The sequence below is a fragment of the Acidobacteriota bacterium genome (assembly GCA_019347945.1).
Lineage (GTDB): Bacteria > Acidobacteriota > Thermoanaerobaculia > Gp7-AA8 > JAHWKK01 > JAHWKK01.
Window position 1 is genome coordinate 84,485 of the sequence record JAHWKK010000010.1, and the last position, 22,684, is coordinate 107,168.

The window sequence follows — 22,684 nt, forward strand, 5'->3', positions numbered from 1 at the left end:
TCCAAGTTGGTAAGCTACAAAGTGCCGCAATGACGTCAATCCAGTCCGAAGTCGATCGCTTTCGCGATTTTCTCGAAGAGCACGGCCAGAAGCTGACCGCGGAACGGGAAGCGCTCGTTCGCGAGATCTTCGCCACGCATTATCACTTCGAAGCCGATGAGCTCCTCTTCCGGCTGAAGCAGAAGAACGTCAAGATCTCGCGCGCCACGATCTACCGCGCGCTCGACCTCCTGGTCAAATCGGGAATGGTTCGGCGCGTTCACCTCGGTGAGGATCACTTCCATTACGAGCGCGTCACGCGTGACGAGGAGCATCACGACCATCTCATCTGCACGACCTGTGGGGCAGTCGTCGAGTTTCACGACGCCGATCTCGAGGCCCGCAGAAAGCTCATCTGCGAGAACCATGATTTCGAGCCGACTTTTCACAATCTCCAGATTCTCGGCGTCTGCAAAAGATGCAGACGAAAAGGGGAGCAACCGGAAGCTCCCGACCGCGTGCAGATGATCGAACTGCGGAAGAACTCGCTTCGCCAGTGACGCGCGGGCGCAGCGCAACGTCACCCATCACAATCCGCGATTGAATGTGCCGCCCCGTCGGGGCTCAGCACTGTCATGTGATTTGCTGTCCGGGCCCTTCCGGGCCCGGCTGACGCCGTGACGGCCCTTCGGGCCTCGAGCCGGTGGCAATGCGGTTTGCGATCGCCACGAGCTTGCGCGATGTCTCACACCACCGGGAGGGCGAGGCTCCTGCCGAGCCGCACCGTCACGAGCTTGTGTTCCAGTGGACAATCGGAGAGAGTGTCGCGTTCCACGCGGCCGTTGACGCGTCGCTCCCGCGCCGCGTCCTCATTCCATCCTCCCCGCAGCGCGCGGAGCGCGCCGCGAACGACCAGGCAGGAGCTGGCGGTCCAATCCGGGAATCGAGAGCTCCTGCCCCCTCTCGCTCGTACGTTGCGACATAATCGATCCGACCTGAGGATGGGAGTGAATTGAGCACATTCGAACGGATCGAGCTCGCACCGTGGACGATTCGGGAGTATCGGACTGGCGCGGGACCGCCGCTGGTCCTCCTGCACGGATTGAGCGGGTCCTTCGGATGGTGGAAGAAGAACATCGACGCGCTGGCGGAGAGGTTCACCGTCTTCGGTGTGGACCTGGTCGGATTCGGCGCCGAACGGACGCTGACGGATGCTCCGCTTCCGCTCCCTCTCGACGACGCGGTGACTCTCGTCGAGCGCTGGATCGCGACGCGGATCGGTGAGCCGGTGCATCTGGTCGGTCACTCGATGGGAGGCGCGATCGCGATTCACTTCGCGGCGAGCTTTCCCGCCAGTACGCGGTCGCTCACGCTGGTATCCTCGGCCGGGCTCCCGGTCGCGCTTCGGCCTGGTCCCCACGTTCGGGCGATGCTTCGGCCTCCTTCGACGCTGCTCTCCTTCGTCCCCGTTCTGCTGCGCGATTTAATGAGAGCAGGGCCCACCTCGGTCGGGCTCGCGCTGTCGGAAGTGCTCCGGCGGGACGTCTCTTCGATCCTGCCGACGCTCGACATCCCGACGCTTCTGATCTGGGGAGATCGCGATCCGGTGATTCCTCTTTCCTACGCAGAGCGCTTTCGGCAGCTTCTTCCTGCCTCGAGTCTCGAGGTGCTCGATGGGGCCGGACACGTCCCGATGTGGGACCAGCCCGCTCGCTTCAACGAGATCCTGCTCGACTTCCTCGTCTCCCTGGAAGGCGCTCCCCGGTCCACGCGCGATTCGCTCGGCGCTGCGTTCACGTGGGGGATCCGCGGTTGCGAAGGACGCATCTGTCATCGAGCCAGCTCCGGCAGCCCCGATGCCGTCCTGATTCACGGGCTCGGGATTCGTTCGGGATACTTTCGACGGCTCGCGCGCGCCCTCTGGACGCGGGGGATCGGCGCGATTGCTCCCGATCTTCCAGGCTATGGGCACAGCAGGCACGCGGACGCCCGGACGATCGATGAGATCGTCCTCGCGATCATCCGGTGGGCGGACGAGGTCGGGCTTCGCAATTCCATCTGGCTCGGCCATTCGACCGGCGCACAGATCGTCGAGAAGGTTCAGCGCGCGCGGCCCGATCTCGTGCGCGCGTCGTTCCTGGTCTCTCCGATCTGGAGCCGCGAGCCCCATCGCCAGCTTTCCCTGCCACTTCAGATCGCGCTCGACGGTCTGCGAGAACCCTACGGTCTGATCGCGATCGCAGTCAGATCCTACTGGGAGTCCGGCCTGCTGCGGCTCGTCCGCAGCTTCTTCGATTACGTTGGCGATGCTTCAACCGTTCCGGAGAGTCTGCCTCCCGACACGCGGCTCGTGATCGGAGAGACCGATCCACTTCTCGATCGCGAGTGTCTGAAAGATCTGGGAGTCGGAACTGTCGAGATCGACGGAGCGCATGGCATCGTCTATTCGACTCCTGAACGCCTCTCCGGGATCGTGGCGGGTCAGCCGGAGACCGGTTCGGGTGGAGGCGACCCGGCCGCACCATCCTCGTCCCCGGTAATCTGAATCACCCGCAGCGCTCCGCTCTTCACGTGAAGATCGCGCTGAGGGAAGGGGATGCGGATGTCGTGCTCCATCAGGCTCTGGTGGATCGCGTAGTTCACCTGGCTGATGAACTCCCCTCGATTCTGAACCATCTCGTCGGTCCAGGCACGAAGCTCGAAGATGAGCGCGCTGTCGCCGAACTCGCGAAACCAGACTTTCGGCTTGGGTTCGGCAAGGATCGCGTCCACTTTCCCCGCAGCTTCGAGAAGCGCCTTTTCGACCTCACGCGGTTTGCTGTCGTAGCTGACGCCTACCGGAACGCCGAAGCGGATTCGTCGATCGTTGAAGGTCCAGTTCGTGACGTTTTCCGTCATGAATTTCGAGTTGGGGATGATGATCGCCACGTTGTCGTTGGTCAGCACAGTGGTCGATCGAGCCCGGATCTCGACGACGCTGCCATTGACTTCGTCTACCTCGATGCGATCACCGATCTTGATCGGCCTCTCGAAAAGGATGATCAGGCCGCTGACGAAATTGTTGAAGACTTCCTGCAGCCCCAGGCCGATCCCGACACCGACCGCTCCGGCAATCACGGTCAGAGTCGTCAGGTCGATGCCCGTGCTCTGCAGAATGATCATGAACCCGACGACGACGAAGACGTACTGGAAAAGCGTTCCGATGACCGTGCGCGTGTTCACGTCCATCGAGCTCCGCCCGAGAATCCGGTTCTCGAGAAGGGATTTGAGAATCTTCGAGACGAGTAATAGAAGAAGAAGGAGAAGCGCGACAAAGAGAAGTTTTCCGAGGGTGATCTGGGAATCCTTCATCAGCGGCGTGTCGAGGACCGCGCGAACCTGCTGCAACCCTTCCTCCCAGGTCGCCGTCACCCGTTCCGTAGCCATTACCGCGCGATCCTCGATGAGAGCATTTGCGCGAGCTCCGGATGCCGGGGACGCGCGAAATCGATCGGTGTCCTCCCGTCCGAGGCTTCGGCGGATGGATCCGCACCGTTGTCGAGGAGGATCTGGACGATTCGTTCGTTGCCGCGGGCCGCGGCGTTGTGGAGCGCGGTGAATCCTCCCTCGGCCATGGCCCAGGAGACGTCAGCGCCGCGCGATACGAGAAGCTCGACGACCTCGGTCTGATCGTTTGCCGTCGCCGCCTGGAGCGGAGTGTTTCCCATCGCCCCTGACACCATGTCGATCCCTGCGCCGGCGTCGAGGAGAATTCTGACGACGTCGGCGTGCCCGAAGAACGCGGCGAGGTGGAGCGCGGTCCAGCCGTCGGGGGCGCTGGCGCTGACGCTTTCCGGATCGGCTTCGATCAGCTCGGCAACGCGTTCCGTCTCTCCCGCAGCGGCGGCTTCGTAGAGATCGAGGGCCGGATCCCACGTCAGAATCACCTCCGCAATCGCGGTCTGACGGTTGTAGAGCGCAGTGAGGAATGGACCGACGCCGTTTTCGTCGCGCTGCTGAAGAATCGCGGGGTTCTCCGAGATCGCGGCCTTCACACGCTCGATCTGACCGTTGCGGATGTCCTCGAAGAGACTGCTCATCAGAGGAAAGTGTATAGCAGCGGGGGAGTGAGGTTGGAGGTTTGAAGTTGGAGGTTGGAGGATAGCAACAGGAGGATGGTGGCCAGTTGTCAGTTGCCACCTTGTACAGGTTGATTGTTACCACGCCGACGTGGACGGAGAGGACTTAGACTCGGTTGCACTCAGTCCGCGGGTTGCTTTGCGCCACGAGCCCCCGCCCAGATCCTTCGCTGTCCTTCGGCGGCTCAGGATGACGAGGGGTGGTTTTCGCGCGAGAGTAAACATTCCTCCATGATCTCGCTTCGCGCAAACGCCGCATCCGTCATTCTGAGCCCGGCGGAGCGCGGGCGAAGAATCTGGGCGGCGGAACGTGCGTCCTCCAACCTCCAACCTCAAACCTGCTTCTCCAGCAATTCCGTCAGCGCGGCCGCGAGCGCCTCGTAGTCGGAGAGATCGTTGTACATCTGGGCCGAGACGCGCAGCAGGCGGCTCGGCGGGGCCGGCCAGGCGACGACCGGCACTTCAATCCGGAACTTCTCGAGCAGCTCGTCCTGGATCGGGTCGCCGTACAAGCTCGTCGGCGGCGCGTCGCCCGATCCGTCCGGGAGTCGCACGGCGGCCATCGAACCGAACATCTCCCGCGGCACCGGCGGATCGATCCGGAGCGCGCGGCAGAGAATGTCGTAGCCCTTCAGTACGAGCTCGTGATTCTCGCGGGCGACGCCTGCGATTCCTTCCGGATGAAGCTTCTCCATGAAGTCGATCGCTGCGCCGGTCGCGAGCCAGGCCGTCGGATCGAACGTTCCCGTCCAGTCGAACTCGAGGAGATATCGGCTTCGATCGGTTCTCGGAGAATTGGCGCCATGGCTGATGATCGCGGGCCGCGTCATCGACCTGCGATCTTCGCGGGTGTGAAGAAAAGCCGAGCCCTTCGGTGCGCAAAGCCATTTATGACAGTTGCTCGTGTACCAGGCGGCTCCGAGCTCGTCGAGCTCCAGCGGGACCATGCCGACCGCGTGGGCGCCATCGACCAGGGTCTCGACGTTCCGTCGGCTCATCTCACGGCAGATCCGGTGCACCGGGAAAATGATCGCCGTCTGCGAGACGATGTGATCGATGAGAAGCAGCCGGGAACGATCCGTTACCCTCTCGAGAATCGCGTCGACGATGCCATCCTCGGTGACCCCCTCGAACGGGATCTCGACGACCTTCACGACGGCCCCCGATCGTTGCGCGACCCGGTCGATCACGTTCCGGCAGGCATTGTACTCCTGATCGGTCACGAGGATCTCGTCGCCCGGGCGGAAGTCGATTGATGACAGGACCGAGTTGACGGCGGTGGTGGCATTCGGCACCAGCGCGATCGACTCGAAGGATGCGCCCACAAGGCGTGCGATTCTCTCCCGGACGGCGTCGAGCGCCTCTTCGAGCTTCCGCACGAAGAAGATCACCGGCTCACGCTCCATCCGCTCCCGCAGACGGGTCTGCTCGGCGAGAACGACCTTTGGCGCCGCCCCGAATGATCCGTGATTCAGAAAGACGATCTCCGGATCGAGAAGCCAGTGCTCGAGCATCGGCGCTCTCATCGCGCGATCCTCGATCCGGGCCCGGCCAGCTTCGACAGGATCAGCGTGCCCTCACCGGCACCGTGTGCATCCCCGTATTTCCTTCATCAGGCTGGGACGCCATCACGCGGATGTTCGACGCGGCGTCGTGACGGGGAAGCGTCGCGGAGAACGTGCTCTCCGTCCCCGCATACGTCATCGGAACTTCCGACACGATCCGGTCGCCGTCGAGCAGCTGAGCGACGATGTCGATCTCGTCCGAGTCCCACAGACCCCCCGGCTCGGTCGGGCAGCCGCAGGTCATCCGGACCCGCGCCTGAACGGCGATCTGCTCGGTCCCCGCGGACTGTTCGAGCACTTCGACGATGAACCCGTGAAGCTCGAGCAGGAGGCCCTCTCCATCGATTCGGTCCCCGGGCGCTACGAGGAGTCGCTTCGAGCTCTCCGTGATCGCCTGCCGATGACCGAGCGGGCCGCGGGCGGTCACTTCGATCCAGGTCGGAGAGTCGAGAAGGAACACCGCCTCGAATCCGGCGGCATCTTCGGTCGCGTAGATTGTCCCGTCCCGAGGATGAGGCGTGCTGATGATCCGACCGGTGTCGCCTGTGCCGCCCTGCTGTTCCCCTCGTGCGAGCTCGCGACCCGTTCGGGCGTCGGCGACCGTGATCTCTGCCCCGCCGACCCCGCTGCCGACGATCTTGGCATCGCGGGAGACGGCGCGGACAAGAACGGAGGTGACTTCCGGGGCGTCGAGCTCCGTAAAAACGGAGTCGGGGATTGCGCGGGGAGCGGATACGTCGCGAAATCCGATCGTGCGGGTTCCCTCGGGAGGGATCCGATCGGAGGCCAGCATGATGTTACCGACGCGATGCCATCCGACCCAGCTCCAGGGACGCGGCGGAGGCTCCTGCCCTTCGAGGACGAATGCCCATCGGTCGACCATCCCCGTCTTCCGATCGACCCAGACCCAGTAACGGTCGCCCGGGGTCAAACCGACCGACTCGAACGAAAGCGCAAGGACGTCGTAGTCCCGGCCGTTCATCGTCTCGGTGCGATCGAGCGCGAGGTTTACCCCGGGATCGCGAAGTTTGTAAGGCATGAGCAACCAGTAGGTGTCGTTGATCCACTGCGCGTAGCCCCGATCGATCCACGTCTGCAGCTCGTCGCCCGCCAGCTGGCGTCCGTCGAGAAAGGCACGCCCTCTCTTCTCGTTCAGATTCTGAATGACGACGTAGCGCACGCCCTCGCCAGTCGATCCCTCCACCCGGTGCCGGCCTTCCCATTTGTCCCAGTAGTGCGTGCGACGCGCGAGTGTCTGCTCCCCATCGGCCACGACGAACGAGAAGGTGAGAAACCGCGTGTCGTTCCAGGCCTGCTCTCCGCCGAGCGCGTTCATGACCCTCTCCGCGACGGCATCGGCGGCGGGGGAGCGCTCACCGAGGATTGGAGATGCGACGAGGGCGAGCGAGGCGAGTATGAGGATGAATCGGGTTCGCATGAATCCCTCCCTCATCGGATCATACAGGAGCCGGGAAATCGACACGCGGTCACGAGATGGCGACAGGGGCGGATGAAGCCCGCGACGCCCCAATTACGATCGAAAGGTCGCACTGAAAGGGAAACGGAGATTTGGCCCGCAGGGGGAGCTCAGCGCTCGACTTCGATCGACCGGCTTCCGCCGTCGAGAACACGCCATTCGCCCTTCTCGTAGGCCAACCGGTAGGTGACCCGGGTCGGGCCATCCTGAGCGGGTGTTTTCAGATCGAAGCGAACGACCGCGTGAGCAGGATCGGAGAATCCGGGGCGGGCAACCCTCAACGTCACGTAGGGAGTGGGGAACGTCGAGAGGAAGTTCTCCCAGTCGAACTCCCGCTCGCGTTCGAACTTGGAGAGGTCAGTGATGACGAAGTTGCGGGGGAGGCCGTCGGGGAGGATCGCGATCCGCTCCTCGTTTCGCTCGATGAAATCCTTACGCGCCTTCTGGTCGCGGGTATTCGGCGCGAGCGCCTCGGTTTCGTGTCCGACGACGATGGTGTTGTCGCGGATTGGCGTCTGTGCATTCTCGAAGTGATACTTGAGAGCGACGCGCACGACCTGCAGTTCCTCTTCAGGGGTATGAGCATACCCGGTCGTCGCAAACAGCGCGGCCACGATCACGAGGGTAGATCTCATATTGTGCAACCTCCTGTATTCTAATTACGAACGCGGAGGCATTTGGTTACGCATCTGTGACGGTCACCGATCGGCGCCGCAGTTCGCTTCGACGAACCGAGTCACCTCGTACATCCACTTCTCCCGTTCATCCCACGCCAGCGTCCCATGCCCGGACGCCTCGAAAACCGACAGCGAAGCCGACGTTCCGATCCGCTGCTGGAGCTGCTCGCCCAGGGCGAACGGGAGAATCGTGTCGCTTCTCGAGTGCATGACGAGAACGGGAGAACCGGAATCGCGGGACCACTCCGCGGTCCGGAGACCCTCCCAGGTAAGCAGGTCGACTCGCAGCGGAGCGTAGATCGCGCGAGCGGCCTCACGCAGCGACGCGAAGGAGGAGTCGAGGATGACGGCACAGACGGGTCGGTTCGCGGCGATCCAGGCAGCGTAGGCGCCTCCGATCGACTCTCCGTACACCGCGATCGGGGCATCGGTCAGCTTTGCAAAGGTGTCGTACGCGGCGATCGAGTCGAGGTAGAGAGCGGATTCCGACGGGGTTCCGTCGCTCCGGCCGAAGCCTCGATAGTCGTAGACCAGCGTCGTCAGTCCCGCGCGCGCCAGCTCCGCCGCTGCATCCGCTCGAAACGTCAGGTTGCCCGCGTTTCCATGGGACCAGACGATCGCGCCCTTTTCCGGCCGGGCGCGGAAGAGCCAGCCGTGGAGCCGGACTCCGTCGTCGGTCTCGAACCAGACGTCCTCCGGCACCGGAACGAGCTGGTCCATGTTCCAGAAACCCTGAGGGTAGGCATAGGGAAAAAAGAGGGAGGTCTTCCGAAGCAGCGTCGCACCTCCGAAGAGGACAGCTGCGACGACGACGAGCCCTGCGATGGCCGTCAGCACCCTTCTCACCATCGTTCCGGTCGTAGTTTCATCCCTGAATCGTACGCGAAGAAGGGCGATCATCGAGGCCATTGCGGAACGGCCCGCCGGCGCGATAGGCTGGAACCGCTCGCCCGGACCCGGGCTCGAGCGGACCCACATCTCTGCTGGAGGCTTCGATGAACGGTATCGTCAACATTCCTACTCCGGTCAACGAGCCGGTGCGAGAGTATGCGCCCGGCTCGGCGGAACGCGCGTCGCTCGAGAAAAAACTCGAGGAGATGATGTCCGAAAAGATCGAGATTCCAATCATCATCGGAGGAGAAGAGATCCGGAACGGCAATCTCGATCAGACCGTCTGTCCGTTCGACCACGCGCACGTCCTCGGCGACTTCCACCAGGCTGGAGCGCCGGAAGTCGAACAGGCGGTCGAGGCTGCAAAACGGGCGTGGGAGGAATGGTCGGAGATGCCGTGGGAAGCGCGCGCGGCCATCTTCCTGAAGGCGGCCGACCTGCTGGCAGGGCCGTGGCGCGACACGATCAACGCCGCGACGATGCTGAATCAGGCGAAGACAGTTCATCAGGCCGAGATCGATTCGGCGTGCGAGATGATCGACTTCTTCCGCTTCAACGCCGCGTACATGGAATTCATCTACCGCCAGCAGCCGCAGAGCTCGCCCGGCGTCTGGAACTACGTGGAGTATCGCGCGCTCGAGGGCTTCGTATTCGCGGTGACGCCGTTCAACTTCTCGTCGATCGCCGGCAATCTCCCGACGTCCGCCGCAATGATGGGTAACGTCGTTCTCTGGAAGCCGGCATCAACGGCGATCTACTCCGGCTACTGGTTCTACCGGATGATGGAAGAGGCAGGGCTCCCGCCCGGGGTGATCAACTTCCTTCCCGGCCACGGCCCCGACGTCGGCGATCCGGCTCTCGATCATCCCGATCTCGCGGGAGTTCATTTCACCGGCTCGACCGCGACCTTCCAGTCGATGTGGAAGCGGATCGGTGGAAACATCGCCCGATACAGGACCTACCCGCGCATCGTCGGCGAAACGGGAGGGAAGGATTTCGTCTTCGCCCATCCCTCGGCGGATCCGGTCGAGGTCGCGACCGCGCTCGTTCGCGGGGCATTCGAGTATCAGGGGCAGAAGTGCAGCGCGGCATCGCGGGCGTACATCCCGGCTTCGCTCTGGGACGAGGCTCGTGACTCGATGACCTCGCAGCTCGATGAGATCTCGATGGGCTCGCCGCTCGACTTTTCGAACTTCGTCTCCGCGGTCATCGATGCGAAATCCTTCGCGTCGATCAGAGACTACATCGAGCACGCGAAGAAGGAGGGGGCGGACATCATCGCCGGTGGCGGCTGCGACGACTCCACCGGATACTTCGTCGAGCCGACGGTGGTCGTCACGAAGGACCCGAAGTTCAAGCTCATGAAGGAAGAGATCTTCGGTCCAGTCCTTACGATTTACGTTTACGAAGATGACGAGATCGATGAGGCGCTCGAGCTCTGCGACACGACCTCCCCGTACGGACTCACGGGTGCCATCTTCGCGCGCGACCGTTATGCGATCGTCGAGATGATGCGAACGCTGCGACACACCGCCGGGAACTTCTACATCAACGACAAACCCACCGGAGCGGTCGTCGGACAGCAGCCCTTCGGCGGGTCTCGCGCTTCGGGGACCAACGACAAGGCGGGCTCCTACCTCAATCTCCTCCGCTGGACCTCGCAACGATCGATCAAAGAGACGTTTGTTCCCGCACGCCACTTTTCATACCCGTTCCTCGGGAAATAGAACGGGGATTCGGGAGCCTCCGCCCGGATTCTCCGCCCGCGCTTCGCCGGGCTCAGAATGACGAGTGTTGTGTCGTTGCAGCAAAGGGACGATCATGGAGGTATGTTTGCCCTCGCGAAATCCCAATACTCGTCATCCTGAGCCGTCAACCAGGGAAAAAGACCCGTGGGATCGGAAAATGAACACGTGCTACGCCGGAGAAAGGGCGAGGTGGGGTCGGCGCTTCGCTGGGCCTGACTGTACTCGTTCTGGAGGTCCCTCACGCCCCGCCCGTCGATACTCTGAATCGGAACGAATCCGCAAGCTCGCCGCCCGTTCGGGACGACCGGGGCGGGGAAGGATGTATCTCAAGCGTCAATACCGGCGTGTGGTGTCGTAACCTGCGGCATTCGAAGCCAGACGGCGGGACGATCGGTCACGTCACAAGCTTCTCCGTCCCGGTCATCCCGAGCGTGCGGTCGGGCGGGGGGCGAGGGATCTCTCATGGAAGTACAGTCAGACCAAGCAGAGCGCCGATCAACCAGCATTAGTTCATCCTGGAGCCGCCGAAGGACGGCGAAGGATCGGGGGGCCGGCTCATGAAAGAAAATCACAGTCAGCGGCACCGGTGATTCACGATCCCATACCATTGTCAGAGCGATGGACGACGAAGACCGACCCGATGATGACTTCCCCGAGGTCGTCGAGATTCCGATTGAGGACTTCATCGACCTCCATCCATTTCGACCGCGGGAGATTCGCGACGTCGTCCTCGACTATCTCGAGTGCGCTCGGGAAAAAGGGTTTCGCGAAGTCCGCCTTATCCACGGCAAGGGAATCGGGGTGCAGCGACGGATCATCCGGTCGCTGCTCGAGGAGCTCGACTTCGTCGAATCGTTTCGCGACGGCGGTCCGGGCGGCGGAGAGTGGGGGGCGACGATCGTGACTTTAGGGATTAGGGATTAGGGATCAGGGATTAGCATTCGCGCTTCACGGCCAGATCGGCCCATTCAGTACGTAGTGTCGGCTGCGGGGACAAAACCTTCCTAAGCCAGGACCCACGTGCGAAGTGGGTCCGCTCGCCATCCCGACATTGCGCTAATCCCTAATCCCTAACCCCTAATCCCTGAATCCGCGGCATTCCCCGGCGCTCTTTTCTATTATAAAGAGAGAAGGAGGATTGATGACGTCACTAGCAGAGGATCTTCGTCGCGTCAAATCGTACGACTACACCGAGGACGACTTCACACGCTTCGAAGAGCTCCACGCCGAGATCCGTGAGCTGAAAGAAAAGCAGAACGCGGTCATCGTCGCGCACAACTACTACCGGCCGGAGATCCTAAAAGTCGCCGACTTCATCGGCGATTCACTCGAGCTGTCGCTGATGGCCTCCGAGGTGTCGGATGCCGACGTCATCTGCTTCTGCGGCGTTCACTTCATGGCGGAGACCGCCAAGATCGTCAATCCTTCGAAGACGGTGCTTCTGCCGAACGTTCTCGCCGGCTGCCAGCTCGCCGACTCGGCTCCCGCCGACGCGGTCGAGGCGAGCATCGAGGAGCTCAGGGAGAAGTATCCCGATCTGGCCGTCGTCTCCTACGTGAACACGACCGCGGCCGTCAAAGCGCTGTCCGACGTCATCTGCACCTCGGCGAATGCGGGAAAGATCGTTCGGGCGCTTCCAAACGAGAACATTCTCTTCACTCCCGACCGGAACCTCGCCGCTCATGTCGCCGAGGAAGTCCCGGAGAAGAACATCATTCCGTGGGACGGATTCTGTTACGTGCACCAGCAGATCACCCCGGAAGAGATCGGCAGGATCCGGGATGAAGATTCGGAGATCCGGATTCTCGTCCACCCCGAATGCAGAGCCGACGTCGCCGATCTCGCCGACGCCGTCCTGTCGACTTCCGGAATGGTCCGTTACGCTAAGGAGAACGATGGCGATCGGTTCCTCGTCGTCACCGAATGCGGGCTTTCGGATCGCCTGGCGATGGAAGTACCGGACAAGGAGTTCGTGAAAGGCTGCAAGGTCTGCACGTTCATGAAGGTCACCACGCTCGAGGATGTTCGCGATTCGCTCGCCAATCTTCAGTATCGGATCGAGGTGCCGGAGGAGATCCGGATCCCGGCTGAGCGCGCTCTCCGGCGGATGTTCGACATCCAGGAGCGGACCGCCGACGAGCCTGACCCGGTGGCGCGCGAACAAGGCTGACGGGAAGCGGATGCACCGGCTTCGGTTGAAGGTTCGATATCGTTGGCTCGATGGCCAGCTCTCCCGTCTGGAACTTCGGAAGAAATGTCGCGTTCATTCCGGCTTCCGTCGAGGTGCCGGTCGATGAAGCCCAGCTTGTCGACCTGCTCGCAAACAATCGCGACCGGCCGTTCCGGGTGCTCGGATCGCTGCACTCCTGGAACCGGATTGTCGAAACGAAAGGGCTCGCGCTCGATCTGAGCCGGTTCGACGACGTTCGCGTCGAGAGCAGAGGTGATCGTTCTGTTGCTCACGCCGGCGCCGGATGTACCATCGAGAACCTCCTCCGCGCACTCGATTCGGCGGGGCTGACTCTTCCGACAATCGGAGCGGTCAAGCGGCAGACGATCGCCGGCGCCATCGCAACGGGAACCCACGGATCGGGCGCCCGAAGTCTTTCGTCGTACGTCACGGCGGTTCGGATGATCACGCTCGACCGTGAGGGTGTCCCATCGGTGAGAGTCATCGATTCGGGGTCCGGCCTCGAAGCCGTCCGCTGCAGCCTCGGGGCCCTCGGGGTGATCACCGAGGTGACGATCGAGGTCGTACCGAAATTCTCGATCGAGGAATCTCTCGAGAACGCGGAATCCCTCGACGAGATCCTGTCGTGGGAGGAGGAGTATCCGCTTCAGCAGTTCATTCTGATGCCGTGGGCATGGACCTGGACGAGCTTCCGGAGGCGCGTCGTCGAGCGCCCTTCCGGCTGGGTCAAACGTCTGTTTCGCCGGGGGGTCAACGCTCTGTTCATGGACTTCGGTCTCCACGCACTGCTCTGGCTTCTGATTCGGACGACCGGGGCGAAGAGTGTCCTGAAACGCGTGGTGCCGAAGGCGATCATCACCGGTGTGGTCGTTGCCGATGACAACGAACGCATCCTGACGATGAATCATCACTGGTTCCGGCACGTCGAGATGGAGCTCCTGATTCCGCCGGACCGCATTCACGAAGCGGTCGACCTCGTCCGAGCGCTTCTGGAGATCGCGGCAGGGGAGCGGCGCGCCGACCCGGCGATCCCCGGCTCGAAACGGATCGAAGGGATCTGGACTCATCATTACCCCATCTTCTTCCGGCGCGTTCTGAACGACGACACGATGATCTCGATGTCCGCTCCGCTCGCCGCGGAACAATGGTGGTATTCGCTGAGTCTTTTCTCGTACAGTCCGGAGCTCGAGAACTTTGCGGCGATGGTCAATCTGATCGCACGGACGCTAGCGAGGGAGCTCGGCGCACGACCGCACTGGGGAAAGTTTCATCGGCTCGAAGCGGTTGACCTCCGCGGGCTCTATCCGAGATATGACGAATTCGTCGAGACCGCGCGGCGGTTCGATCCGTCGGGGAGATTCGCCAACGATTACCTCTCCGGCACTCTCGGTTTATGACAGCATGTGTAAGAGTTTCCAATAGGGAGCACAACCAGAAGGAGGATGAAAAATGAATGTCGTCATCCATTACTGCGTCGTTTGAAACTACCTGCCGAGAGCCTCCAGTCTGGCGGCCGCAATCAAGCAGGAGCTCGGCGTCGAAGCGAAGCTCGTCCGGGGGAAGGATGGGATCTTCGACGTCTCAGTAAACGATGAACTGATCTTTTCAAAGCATGAAACGGGTCGTTTTCCGGATGAATCGGAAGTGATCGCGTCGATGCGGAAACTCGGAGAGGCCAGCGGTTGATCGACGTCGAGGAAGTCAAGCGAATCGCCTCGCTCGCGAAGCTCGAGCTGAATGCAGAGGGGCTGGAGAAGATATCGGGCGAGCTCAGCCGGATCCTCGACTACATCGACAAGCTTCGGGAGCTCGAGGCGGCGGAGCCCGAGGGCCATGAGATCGCGGCTATGGAGCCTCGCGACGATCGTGTCGTCGAATCTGTGCTCGATGCCGATGCCATTGCCGCGAATGCCCCCGATTTTCGGAATGGCTTCTTCGTCGTTCCTCCGGTGATCGGATGAGCTCTGAGAAGCTGACCGAGCTGCCGGTGCGCTACGCGGTTCGCGCGATGGCGAATGGGGAGCTGTCGCGAGCGGACTACGCGGATGCGTTCCTGCAGAATGCGGCGCGGCACGATTCGTCGCTCGGATCTTTTCTCGAGCGCGACCCGGAAAGGACGGTCTCCGCGCTGGAGAAGGTTCCTGCGGGGCCGCTCTCCGGTCTGACGGTCGCCGTAAAGGACAACATCGAGACGCTCGGCTTCCGTACGACGTGCGGATCGCGGATGCTCGAAAACTACCGCCCGATGCGCAATGCGACGGTGATCGATCGCCTGCTCGCGGCCGGAGCGGTCGTTGCGGGAAAGACCAACCTCGACGAATTCGCGATGGGGTCGTCGAACGAGAATTCCGCTTTCGGTCCATGCCGCAACCCGTGGGACCTCGAGCGTGTCCCTGGGGGTTCTTCGGGTGGCTCGGCGGCCGCGGTTGCGGCGAGGATGGCTCCGGTCGCGCTCGGCTCGGACACCGGCGGTTCGGTTCGGCAGCCCGCGGCGCTGTGCGGAATCGTCGGAATCAAGCCGACGTGGGGGAGGGTGAGCCGCTCGGGTCTGGTGGCCTTCGCATCGTCCCTCGACCAGGTCGGGGTCTTCGGCAAGCGGGTGGACGACGCCGCGCTGGTACTCGAGGTCATCGCGGGACACGATCCTCTCGATGCGACGAGCGCGCACGTCGCTGTCGGTCCGTATGGTGGATCCTCGAAGGTCGAAAATCTCGAAGGCGTCACGATCGGCGTCATCGCGGAAGCCGTTCAGATGCTCGAGGGCGAAGTGAAGGAGAACTTCGAGCGCTCCCTGGCGACTCTCAGGAACGGCGGCGCCGAGGTCCGAGAGGTGAGCATTCCGATGCTGCCGTACTCGATCGCAACCTACTACATCATCGCGAACGCCGAAGCGAGCGCCAACCTCGCGCGCTACGACGGAGTCCGGTACGGCCACCGCTCGGACCGGCCCGGCACGCTCGAGGAGTTGTATACGCGGTCGCGAACCGAAGGGTTCGGCCCTGAGGTCAAGCGACGGATCATGCTGGGAACCTTCGCGCTTTCGTCGGGCTATTACGATGCGTACTACGGCCGGGCCCAGCGTGTAAGGGAGCGGATCCGGAGAGACGTCGACGCAGCGCTCGCGAAAGTCGATGCGCTCATCTCGCCGACGACACCGGAACCGGCCTTCCGGATCGGGGAGAAGATCGACGATCCGCTCTCGATGTATCTCAACGACGTGATGACGGCGTCTGCGAATCTGTCCGGTCACCCCGCGATCGCGATTCCGTCGGGTTTCACCGAAGGCGGGCTTCCGCTCTCGCTGCAGATCACCGGCCCGGCGTTCGGCGAAGCGAAGCTGTTCGAGATCGGCGGCTGGTTCGAGCGCGCCACCGACGCCATCCGGCGCCCGCCGCTTCTTTCATAGCCCCCGGAAGAGGGCGAGAGCATCGTCGGGTTCAGCAGCTATCACTACGTCTACGACAGCGGACGCGAAGGCGACTGGATGGTGACCGGCTTTTCCTCGAGAAAATCCAGTCTCACCCTCTACATCATGGCCGGCTTCGGCCGATACGACGAGCTGATGAAGAAGCTGGGCAAGTTCAAGACCGGACAGTCCTGCCTTTACATCAAGCGTCTCGACGACGTCGATCAGGATGTCCTCTGCCAGCTCATCATCGCATCCGATGGACAGCACCCCGGCCTGGTGAAATGATCTGCGCGTGAAGACAAACGGAAATCGTCTGCCGGGCCGGCTCGACCGGGTCGACCGCGCGATCACGCACTGGATGGCGGAAAACGGGGTTCCGATCCTGAGGGTGAGTCTGGGAGTGATCTTCCTCTGGTTCGGCGTTCTGAAATTCTTCCCCGGACTGAGTCCGGCCGAGAGCCTTGCGGCGAAGACCATCTCGGTCATGACCGCGGGATTGGTCTACCCCGCCGTCTCGCTCCCCGTGCTGGCCGCCTGGGAATGTGCCATCGGTCTCGGGTTGATCTTCGGTGTGGCGCTCCGGCTGACGATCTTTCTCCTGCTGGCGCAGATGCTGGGGACCGTGACGCCGCTCTTCTTTTTCCCCTCCGAGACGTTCCGGCTGATCCCGTTCGTGCCGACGTTGGAAGGACAGTACATCATCAAGAACGTCGTGCTCATCAGCGCGGCGCTGGTGATCGGGGCAACGGTACGAGGCGGACGGATGCACGAGGAACCGGACGACGAGCCTCCGATCCTGAAAACGAAGTCCGGTCAGTCGACGAGCTGAAGCACTGCGCGTCTTACGACGGTCAGGCGACGCAGACCATGTCCTGAGCGCAGCACATCGGGCTCTTGATCTTTCCATGTCCCTCGGGGCACTTCGAGATCGCAACTTTGCTCCCGTCGTCCTTCTGAATCGAGTCGTGCTCGAGCTTCTTTCCACACTTCCCGCATGTCATGTCGACACTCATTCCGCACTGCTTGCATTCGTAAGTATTAGCCATGAAACGATCCTACCATTCCGTCGGGGGAGAGGGAATGGGACCGGCTCAATGCCGGGGTTCGACATAAGCGGGGTCGGAGTCTGGACGTTCTTCGTCCGGTCTCCCCACCTTTCACCCTATTCGGGCGCAAAACTTCACACGGGGTCGATCGGACCGAAAAACCGAAGACTGGCCCCACTTTCGCGCCCCCCTTCTCCCACTTTTCGACCCCCGCTGCCCCGGTAGAACAGGCGAAAGCATAGCTTTTAAGCGTACGACTTTGTAAGATGACGCTGAACCGGACACTCTTCACATGAAGCAGTTTCCCGCTCCAGGCGAAGGTAAACAAGGGTTTATTTACGGACACTAATAGGTCTAACCCGCAATGGCGATCGGCGGACACCAGCAACCGATGTATCCGGCAAGTCCGGGAACGAATTCATGCTCGAGCTGTGGCTCGATCAACCTAGGCGGACAGCAATCGTGCAGCATGTGCGGCTCCGAGCTTCCGAAGTGGGTCGCGGGCCTCGCGCCCGGCAGCCTCATCGGAGAGAAGTACGAGGTCATCAGCCTCCTCGGAGTCGGTGGTATGGGCGAGGTCTACAAGGTTCGCCATAAGACCCTCGAGATCATCCGCTGCGTCAAGCTGATGAAGAAGTCGCTGATGGAGGATGAGTCGTTCCGCAGCCGGTTCATCCGAGAAGCACGGATCGCGACACGGCTCCAGCATCCCAACTTCGCGATCGTTCACGAGTTCGACGTCGCACATGACGGATCGTACTATCTCGTCTCCGAATTCATCGACGGCATCACGATCAGGCAGTGGAGCAAGCGCCACGGGCGCTTTCCTCTCGATCTGACACTCCACCTCGCGATTCAGGTGCTGTTCGGGTTGCGCCATGTCCATGGCAAGGGCCTCCTTCACAGAGACATCTCCGCTGACAACATCATGCTGACTCTGGATCATGACGAGCGACCCGTTGCAAAGATCATCGATCTCGGTATCGCGAAAGTACTGGAAGGGCCGGCCGACCTCACACAGGCGACGCAGGTCGGTGTGTTCGTGGGAAATCCGAAGTACGCATCTCCCGAGCAACTCGGAATGCTCAATGAAGACGAGACGATCGACGAGAGGGCCGACCTCTACTGTCTCGCGGTCGTGCTCTACGAGATGCTGGCCGGTGTTCCGCCGTTCACGAGTCACAATCCGCAGGGATATGCCGTGAAACACCTCACTGAGCCGGCACCTCGGATCACGGATCTCGACCGTTCGCTGCAAGTTCCTGAAAAGCTGGAAGACGTCCTGCTCAAAGGGCTCGCGAAGCGCCGGGATCAGCGGTATCAATCGGCAAAAGAGTTTTCGCAGGCTCTGCGCCCCTTTTTGAAAAATCTCGAAATCGATCTGGACGTTTACGGAGAGCAGATCGCCGCCGATCTTCCCTCGCATCAGGAAGAAGTGCTCCTGAGAGAAGTGACGCCGCTACCCTCGACCCATCGAGGTGAGGGCGGCGTCCCTCAGGCCCGAACGGCTCGTCAGAGGCCGGAGGAGGAAGCCTGGGAAGAAGCAGACGAGCTCGGCACGGCCGAAGCTTATGCAGACTATCTAAGATCCTATCCCGCAGGACGTCATGTCGCGCAAGCGAGGAGCCGGGTCGAAGAGCTTCGCATTCTGACGCGGCTCGCATCACTCGAGGAATCGTATGACGTCGAGGAGCTGAAAAGAATTGCCGCCACCCACTCGCGGCACTCGCACATCGGAAGGATGGCGCGTGAAACGCTGGAGCGGGTCGAACAGGCGGTCACAGAGCAACGTCGAGCAGAAGAAGAAGCATGGAAGCAGGCAGCAGCCGAGGGAACCGAAACGTCGTGGAATCGGTACATCGAGTCGTATCCCGGCTCGGCCAGACTCGACGCTGCGCGGCAAAACCGCGACGAATCCCGCTCGTTCATGCTGGCGCGGCAAATCGACACCGAAGACATGTGGCGGTCATACCTCGGTTCATGGCCGGGAGGTGCACACGCACCCGAGGCCCAGAAGCGACTCGATGCACTCGTTCGCGCGAGAGAAGAGGAGGAGAGGGCGTGGTCGCTGGCGGAAGAAGAGGGTACGGCAGACGTCTGGACCGCATTCATCAATTCGTATCCTCATTCCGACCGGCTTCAGGAAGCGCAGGAGCGGATCGCCGAAGCCGAAGCGTTCGAAGAGGCGAACCGGCACGACAGTGAGAAGGCGTGGCGGGCATATCTGTCCCGGTGGCCGGAAGGCCCGCACGCATCACGGGCCACCGAGCGAGTTGAAGCTCTGTACGCCGAACGGGTCGACCGGCGCTTCGCCGAGGCGATCGAGACCGACACGGTGGAAGGATTCCGAAAATTCGCTGAAGAGTTTCCCGAGTCGGAACGGGCCGCCGAAGCTGCCGAGCTCGCCGGAGAGCTCGAAGCGTGGAAGCAGGCAGCATCGTCCGGCTCCGAGCCGGCACTGAAGGAGTATCTGAACCATTGGCCGCGTGGACGGCACGCTGGAACCGCGGAGGCACGTCTCGGTGAGATCCGCGATCACATGTCGTGGGATGCGGCATGCAGCAGCCGATCTCCCCAAAGTTTCGAGTTGTATCTCCAGGAGTTTCCGGATGGCATCCACAGTGCGACTGCCCGAACGAATCTGGAGGAGGCTCGTGCGTGGGAAGCGGTCGTCGATGGCATCGAAGGTTTACGCTCCTTCCTCGAGTCGTACCCGAGCGGCATGTTCGCCGACGCGGCGACGCAGCGCCTGCGAGAGCTCGAGCATGCGGAAGCGGAAGAGCTGAAGCGGATTCATGAGCTCGAGTCGGCGGGCAGGATCGACGATCTGAAAGAGCGGGTCGCCGCCGAGGGGAGCGCTGCGGTGCTTGCCGCTGCTCGCGATGCGCTCGCGCGCCTCGAGGCCGATTTCGAGCGCAGGGAACGGGAAGCATGGGAGGCGGCGCAGCGGAACACCACCGCAGCAGCGTGGGATCATTACCTGCGAGAGTTTTCCGGCTCCGGCCGCGAGGCAGAGGCCAGGGAGTTTTACCGGGAAGCAGCCGCATTCGAAGAAGCACAGAGCGCAGATCGACTGCAGCAATGGCGTGCTTTCCTCGCACAGTGGCCGAAGGGCCCGCACGCGACAGAGGCGCGAAACGCGCGAGCGGCTCTCGAAGAGAAGGCGCGCGAATCGTCTCCATCCGATCAGACGCAGACCGTCGTGCAGACATTGCCGGTTGCCGAACCGGCGCCGGAAGACGTACAGACGGTGGTAGAGCCTCATCCCGCAACGGACGGGTCGGATCAGGTTCAGACGGTGGTACAGGCATCGCTCGATCGAAAAGCGGAGGCGCGACCTACAGTTCCGGCGGTCACGGGCGAGAGACAGTTCTCGCTCACGCAGCCGGCTTCAGCTCGCACGTCGCAACCGACCCAGGCAGTTCCAGGCCTTGAAAGCAGCAGGACCGAGCAGGTGCCTCTCCCGAGATCGCCTGCGGACATCACCCTGGGAGATCGCTCCGCATTTCCTCTGAAACCCGCCGCGATCGGAGTCGTCGCCCTTCTCTTCGTGATTGCGATCGGGATCGCATTGTGGCAGCTCACCTCTCAGGACGAGATCGCGACTCCGCCGCAGGATCCGGTGGTCGCGACTACGGGCCCGAACCTCGTGATCGACGCGCTACCGTGGGCGAACGTGCTGGCAGTGACCGACGCTGCCGGGAACAACTACCTCGAATCCGCGGACACGACGCCGCTTTCACTGAGCGTTCCCCCCGGGACCTATCGGATTCGAATGAGCAGCCCGGGTGGTGATGGAGAGATCACTCGCGAGATCGAGGTCGGTGAACAGGGAGCGAGGACCGTCGTGGAAGAATTTGAGCCGCCCACTGCCGAGGAGTATTTCGAAAGTTTCGGCCGGCAGTAATTGAGGGGCGGTGTGGGCAGGGACATGCCGTTCGATGCGACGATCACCGTTCCTGTTTGCAGCCGGGGGTGCTATCCAGATCAGAACACGTCATCAGGCGGGTTCAAAGACGTATTCTCGACATCACCGGCATAAGCGAAACAGGAGTTCCCTCGACTCGGACCACGAAAACGGCCCGCCGTGACGGCGGGCCGTGAGGCGAGCCAGGGCAGGCTCCCGGTTCAGAAGCGATAGATCGCCGAAAGCACCAGGCGCTCGCTCGAGAAGTCGCGGTTCTGGTTCACGATCTCGATCCGATCGAGGGTGTTTGGATCATCGTCCGGTTCATCGAAGACGACTCCCAGCACTCCTCTTTCATCTCCGCTCGTGTCGACCCACGCCACGTCGAACTGGATGCTGCCGATCGCGATCCCCGCGCCGAGGGAGTAGCCGTCGAAGCTCGGCTGGCTTTCACCTCCCCAGAAATTCGAAATCTGCTCTTCCTCGAACCAGCCGGCACGGACCGGAAAAAAGACGTTATTTCCGAGAAAAAACACGTACTCGCCGCCGGCACGGATCGCGGTGGAGTCGAACTGCTGTTCGCCGAACGACGGAAATGGCGTCTCGAATCCGTCATCGTCCACAAAGACGCCCTCCGACCAGTTGGACTGGGTGTAATCGGCGGAGAGAGTCAACCGATCGATCGGCCGGAACGCGACGCCGACTCCCCAGGTTTCTGGAATGTCGACCTCACCCGAGGTCGAGAACGAGTCGCTGAATTCCTCTCCGTCGAAAAGGGTGCTGAAGCTGAACGTTTCGTCGGCATCTGCCGTGAACCCGGTATGGTAGACGGCTCCCACGAAGAAGCGGTCGTTCATGTTGTACTGGACGCCGAGATCGTACATGAGTCCGTCGAAATCGAAATCCTGCTCGGAGTTTTCGACGAAAAACGCCGGCGGATTGTCGACATCCGGCTCGAAGATCGTCAATGTCGCCCGAGAGCCGAGAGAGCCGTCCACGTAGTTCACAGTCGCGCCAACATTCAGTCCCCTGACGATCGGCAGCGCGAAGCTGACCGAATATGCATCGACGCTTCCACCTCCGTCGGTCTCGAATCGGGCGGGCGAGCGACTCGTAAACAACACCTCTCCGGTCGCTACATCCGTGAACGTGATGACCTCGGTCCACTCGTTGACCAGATCCGGGAGCGAAAAGATCCGACGATAACTCAACTGCGTGACGACGTTCCGATTGAAGAGCTGTGCCGGCCACGTGGCGGAGGCAAAGTCGATACCGGAGTCGGTGCTGTCGGCGATGTCATCCAACTCAGTGAGATTGGCGGCCAGATCCTCACCAGGCGCGAAGGCGTCGGTGAACAGAAAAGCATAGTCGTAGTCGTAGATCTCCTGGCTATCGATATCAGAGTAGACCAGGGAGACCTCCGGCCTCGTGAGGATCGCGAGACCAGCGGGATTCCAGGAAGCCGCTGTGGCGTCATCGGCGATCGCGATGAATGCTCCGCCCATTCCAAGTGCGCGTGCCCCGGAGCCGAGAATGTTGCTGATCTGCTGCTTTGCAGCTCCACTCTGCCCTGCCTGGCCATAAACCGGGGTGAAGAGTGGAAGGAACAGCAGGATTGCTGCAGATGTGAGGAAAACCTGAACCCTCATCGTTTTCATACTTCGCCTCCGTAAAAC

General features: G+C 61.9%; 20 protein-coding genes. 12 read left to right on the forward strand and 8 right to left on the reverse strand.

Annotated features, from left to right (window positions below; genetic code table 11):
- Nucleotides 1-29 precede the first annotated feature (29 nt).
- Together KY459_08560 and KY459_08565 are read left to right on the forward strand one after the other, a co-directional pair.
- Nucleotides 30-539 (forward strand): transcriptional repressor, encoded by a 510-nt coding sequence (locus KY459_08560; GenBank protein MBW3564763.1) that lies wholly within the window; start codon nt 30-32, stop codon nt 537-539.
- A gap of 452 nt (nt 540-991) precedes the next feature.
- On the forward strand, nt 992-2,524 hold the full coding sequence (locus tag KY459_08565; GenBank protein ID MBW3564764.1) for an alpha/beta fold hydrolase: 1,533 nt from the start codon (nt 992-994) through the stop codon (nt 2,522-2,524).
- On the opposite strand, the gene KY459_08570 is transcribed toward KY459_08565, so the two are convergent.
- The 6 genes from KY459_08570 to KY459_08595 all read right to left on the reverse strand — a co-directional run bounded on the left by KY459_08570 (nt 2,461) and on the right by KY459_08595 (nt 8,716).
- A complete protein-coding gene (locus KY459_08570) occupies nt 2,461-3,405 on the reverse strand; it encodes a mechanosensitive ion channel (GenBank protein MBW3564765.1) in 945 nt (314 codons plus the stop codon). The genes KY459_08565 and KY459_08570 overlap by 64 nt on opposite strands.
- Entirely contained in the window at nt 3,405-4,058 is a 654-nt protein-coding gene (locus KY459_08575) for an ankyrin repeat domain-containing protein (protein ID MBW3564766.1), read from the reverse strand. Before KY459_08575 ends, KY459_08570 begins: the two co-directional genes overlap by 1 nt.
- A 371-nt stretch (nt 4,059-4,429) precedes the next feature.
- Nucleotides 4,430-5,623, reverse strand: a complete 1,194-nt coding sequence (locus tag KY459_08580) for an aminotransferase class V-fold PLP-dependent enzyme (GenBank protein ID MBW3564767.1) — start codon at nt 5,621-5,623, stop codon at nt 4,430-4,432.
- 40 nt (nt 5,624-5,663) lie between these two features.
- The gene (locus KY459_08585; GenBank protein ID MBW3564768.1) at nt 5,664-7,100 is read right to left on the reverse strand and encodes a hypothetical protein; all 1,437 of its coding nucleotides are present in this window, start codon (nt 7,098-7,100) and stop codon (nt 5,664-5,666) included.
- A 149-nt stretch (nt 7,101-7,249) separates the two neighbouring features.
- Nucleotides 7,250-7,774, reverse strand: coding sequence for a hypothetical protein (locus tag KY459_08590; protein ID MBW3564769.1), 525 nt, complete (start codon nt 7,772-7,774; stop codon nt 7,250-7,252).
- Nucleotides 7,775-7,837: 63 nt separating this feature from the next.
- Nucleotides 7,838-8,716, reverse strand: coding sequence for an alpha/beta hydrolase (locus KY459_08595; GenBank protein MBW3564770.1), 879 nt, complete (start codon nt 8,714-8,716; stop codon nt 7,838-7,840).
- A 95-nt stretch (nt 8,717-8,811) separates the two neighbouring features.
- On the opposite strand from KY459_08595, the gene pruA reads away from it, so the two are divergent.
- The 9 genes from pruA (at nt 8,812) to KY459_08640 (ending at nt 16,884) form a co-directional block, all read left to right on the forward strand.
- Nucleotides 8,812-10,434: an L-glutamate gamma-semialdehyde dehydrogenase gene (gene pruA, locus KY459_08600; protein ID MBW3564771.1), complete on the forward strand. Its 1,623-nt coding sequence runs from the start codon at nt 8,812-8,814 to the stop codon at nt 10,432-10,434.
- 639 nt (nt 10,435-11,073) lie between these two features.
- Entirely contained in the window at nt 11,074-11,379 is a 306-nt protein-coding gene (locus KY459_08605; protein ID MBW3564772.1) for a Smr/MutS family protein, read from the forward strand.
- Between the two features lie 217 nt (nt 11,380-11,596).
- Nucleotides 11,597-12,625: a quinolinate synthase NadA gene (gene nadA / locus KY459_08610; protein ID MBW3564773.1), complete on the forward strand. Its 1,029-nt coding sequence runs from the start codon at nt 11,597-11,599 to the stop codon at nt 12,623-12,625.
- Nucleotides 12,626-12,675: 50 nt separating this feature from the next.
- The gene (locus tag KY459_08615) at nt 12,676-14,043 is read left to right on the forward strand and encodes an FAD-binding protein (GenBank protein ID MBW3564774.1); all 1,368 of its coding nucleotides are present in this window, start codon (nt 12,676-12,678) and stop codon (nt 14,041-14,043) included.
- Nucleotides 14,044-14,134: 91 nt separating this feature from the next.
- Entirely contained in the window at nt 14,135-14,332 is a 198-nt protein-coding gene (locus KY459_08620) for an Rdx family protein (protein ID MBW3564775.1), read from the forward strand.
- Nucleotides 14,329-14,607: an Asp-tRNA(Asn)/Glu-tRNA(Gln) amidotransferase subunit GatC gene (gene gatC / locus KY459_08625; GenBank protein MBW3564776.1), complete on the forward strand. Its 279-nt coding sequence runs from the start codon at nt 14,329-14,331 to the stop codon at nt 14,605-14,607. The genes KY459_08620 and gatC overlap by 4 nt, the downstream gene beginning before the upstream one ends.
- Nucleotides 14,604-16,052, forward strand: coding sequence for an Asp-tRNA(Asn)/Glu-tRNA(Gln) amidotransferase subunit GatA (gene gatA, locus KY459_08630; protein MBW3564777.1), 1,449 nt, complete (start codon nt 14,604-14,606; stop codon nt 16,050-16,052). Before gatC ends, gatA begins: the two co-directional genes overlap by 4 nt.
- A 21-nt stretch (nt 16,053-16,073) precedes the next feature.
- Nucleotides 16,074-16,340, forward strand: a complete 267-nt coding sequence (locus KY459_08635) for a DUF1801 domain-containing protein (GenBank protein MBW3564778.1) — start codon at nt 16,074-16,076, stop codon at nt 16,338-16,340.
- A 73-nt stretch (nt 16,341-16,413) separates the two neighbouring features.
- Nucleotides 16,414-16,884, forward strand: coding sequence for a DoxX family protein (locus KY459_08640; GenBank protein ID MBW3564779.1), 471 nt, complete (start codon nt 16,414-16,416; stop codon nt 16,882-16,884).
- A gap of 22 nt (nt 16,885-16,906) precedes the next feature.
- On the opposite strand, the gene KY459_08645 is transcribed toward KY459_08640, so the two are convergent.
- On the reverse strand, nt 16,907-17,101 hold the full coding sequence (locus tag KY459_08645) for a hypothetical protein (protein ID MBW3564780.1): 195 nt from the start codon (nt 17,099-17,101) through the stop codon (nt 16,907-16,909).
- A gap of 364 nt (nt 17,102-17,465) precedes the next feature.
- Here KY459_08645 and KY459_08650 point away from each other — a divergent pair, with 364 nt between their 5' ends.
- Nucleotides 17,466-21,008, forward strand: a complete 3,543-nt coding sequence (locus KY459_08650; protein ID MBW3564781.1) for a protein kinase — start codon at nt 17,466-17,468, stop codon at nt 21,006-21,008.
- A 221-nt stretch (nt 21,009-21,229) separates the two neighbouring features.
- Here the strand turns inward: KY459_08650 and KY459_08655 are convergent, their stop codons facing one another.
- The gene (locus KY459_08655; GenBank protein ID MBW3564782.1) at nt 21,230-22,666 is read right to left on the reverse strand and encodes an outer membrane protein transport protein; all 1,437 of its coding nucleotides are present in this window, start codon (nt 22,664-22,666) and stop codon (nt 21,230-21,232) included.
- Nucleotides 22,667-22,684: the final 18 nt, after the last annotated feature.

Coding starts and splice junctions, on each gene's coding strand:
- KY459_08560 (MBW3564763.1), top strand. CDS start 30: ATGACGTCAATCCAGTCCGAAGTCGATCGCTTTCGCGATTTTCTCGAA.
- KY459_08570 (MBW3564765.1), bottom strand. CDS start 3,405: ATGGCTACGGAACGGGTGACGGCGACCTGGGAGGAAGGGTTGCAGCAG.
- KY459_08575 (MBW3564766.1), bottom strand. CDS start 4,058: ATGAGCAGTCTCTTCGAGGACATCCGCAACGGTCAGATCGAGCGTGTG.
- KY459_08580 (MBW3564767.1), bottom strand. CDS start 5,623: ATGAGAGCGCCGATGCTCGAGCACTGGCTTCTCGATCCGGAGATCGTC.
- KY459_08585 (MBW3564768.1), bottom strand. CDS start 7,100: ATGCGAACCCGATTCATCCTCATACTCGCCTCGCTCGCCCTCGTCGCA.
- KY459_08590 (MBW3564769.1), bottom strand. CDS start 7,774: ATGAGATCTACCCTCGTGATCGTGGCCGCGCTGTTTGCGACGACCGGG.
- KY459_08595 (MBW3564770.1), bottom strand. CDS start 8,716: ATGATCGCCCTTCTTCGCGTACGATTCAGGGATGAAACTACGACCGGA.
- pruA (MBW3564771.1), top strand. CDS start 8,812: ATGAACGGTATCGTCAACATTCCTACTCCGGTCAACGAGCCGGTGCGA.
- KY459_08605 (MBW3564772.1), top strand. CDS start 11,074: ATGGACGACGAAGACCGACCCGATGATGACTTCCCCGAGGTCGTCGAG.
- nadA (MBW3564773.1), top strand. CDS start 11,597: ATGACGTCACTAGCAGAGGATCTTCGTCGCGTCAAATCGTACGACTAC.
- KY459_08615 (MBW3564774.1), top strand. CDS start 12,676: ATGGCCAGCTCTCCCGTCTGGAACTTCGGAAGAAATGTCGCGTTCATT.
- gatA (MBW3564777.1), top strand. CDS start 14,604: ATGAGCTCTGAGAAGCTGACCGAGCTGCCGGTGCGCTACGCGGTTCGC.
- KY459_08640 (MBW3564779.1), top strand. CDS start 16,414: ATGGCGGAAAACGGGGTTCCGATCCTGAGGGTGAGTCTGGGAGTGATC.
- KY459_08645 (MBW3564780.1), bottom strand. CDS start 17,101: ATGGCTAATACTTACGAATGCAAGCAGTGCGGAATGAGTGTCGACATG.
- KY459_08650 (MBW3564781.1), top strand. CDS start 17,466: ATGGCGATCGGCGGACACCAGCAACCGATGTATCCGGCAAGTCCGGGA.
- KY459_08655 (MBW3564782.1), bottom strand. CDS start 22,666: ATGAAAACGATGAGGGTTCAGGTTTTCCTCACATCTGCAGCAATCCTG.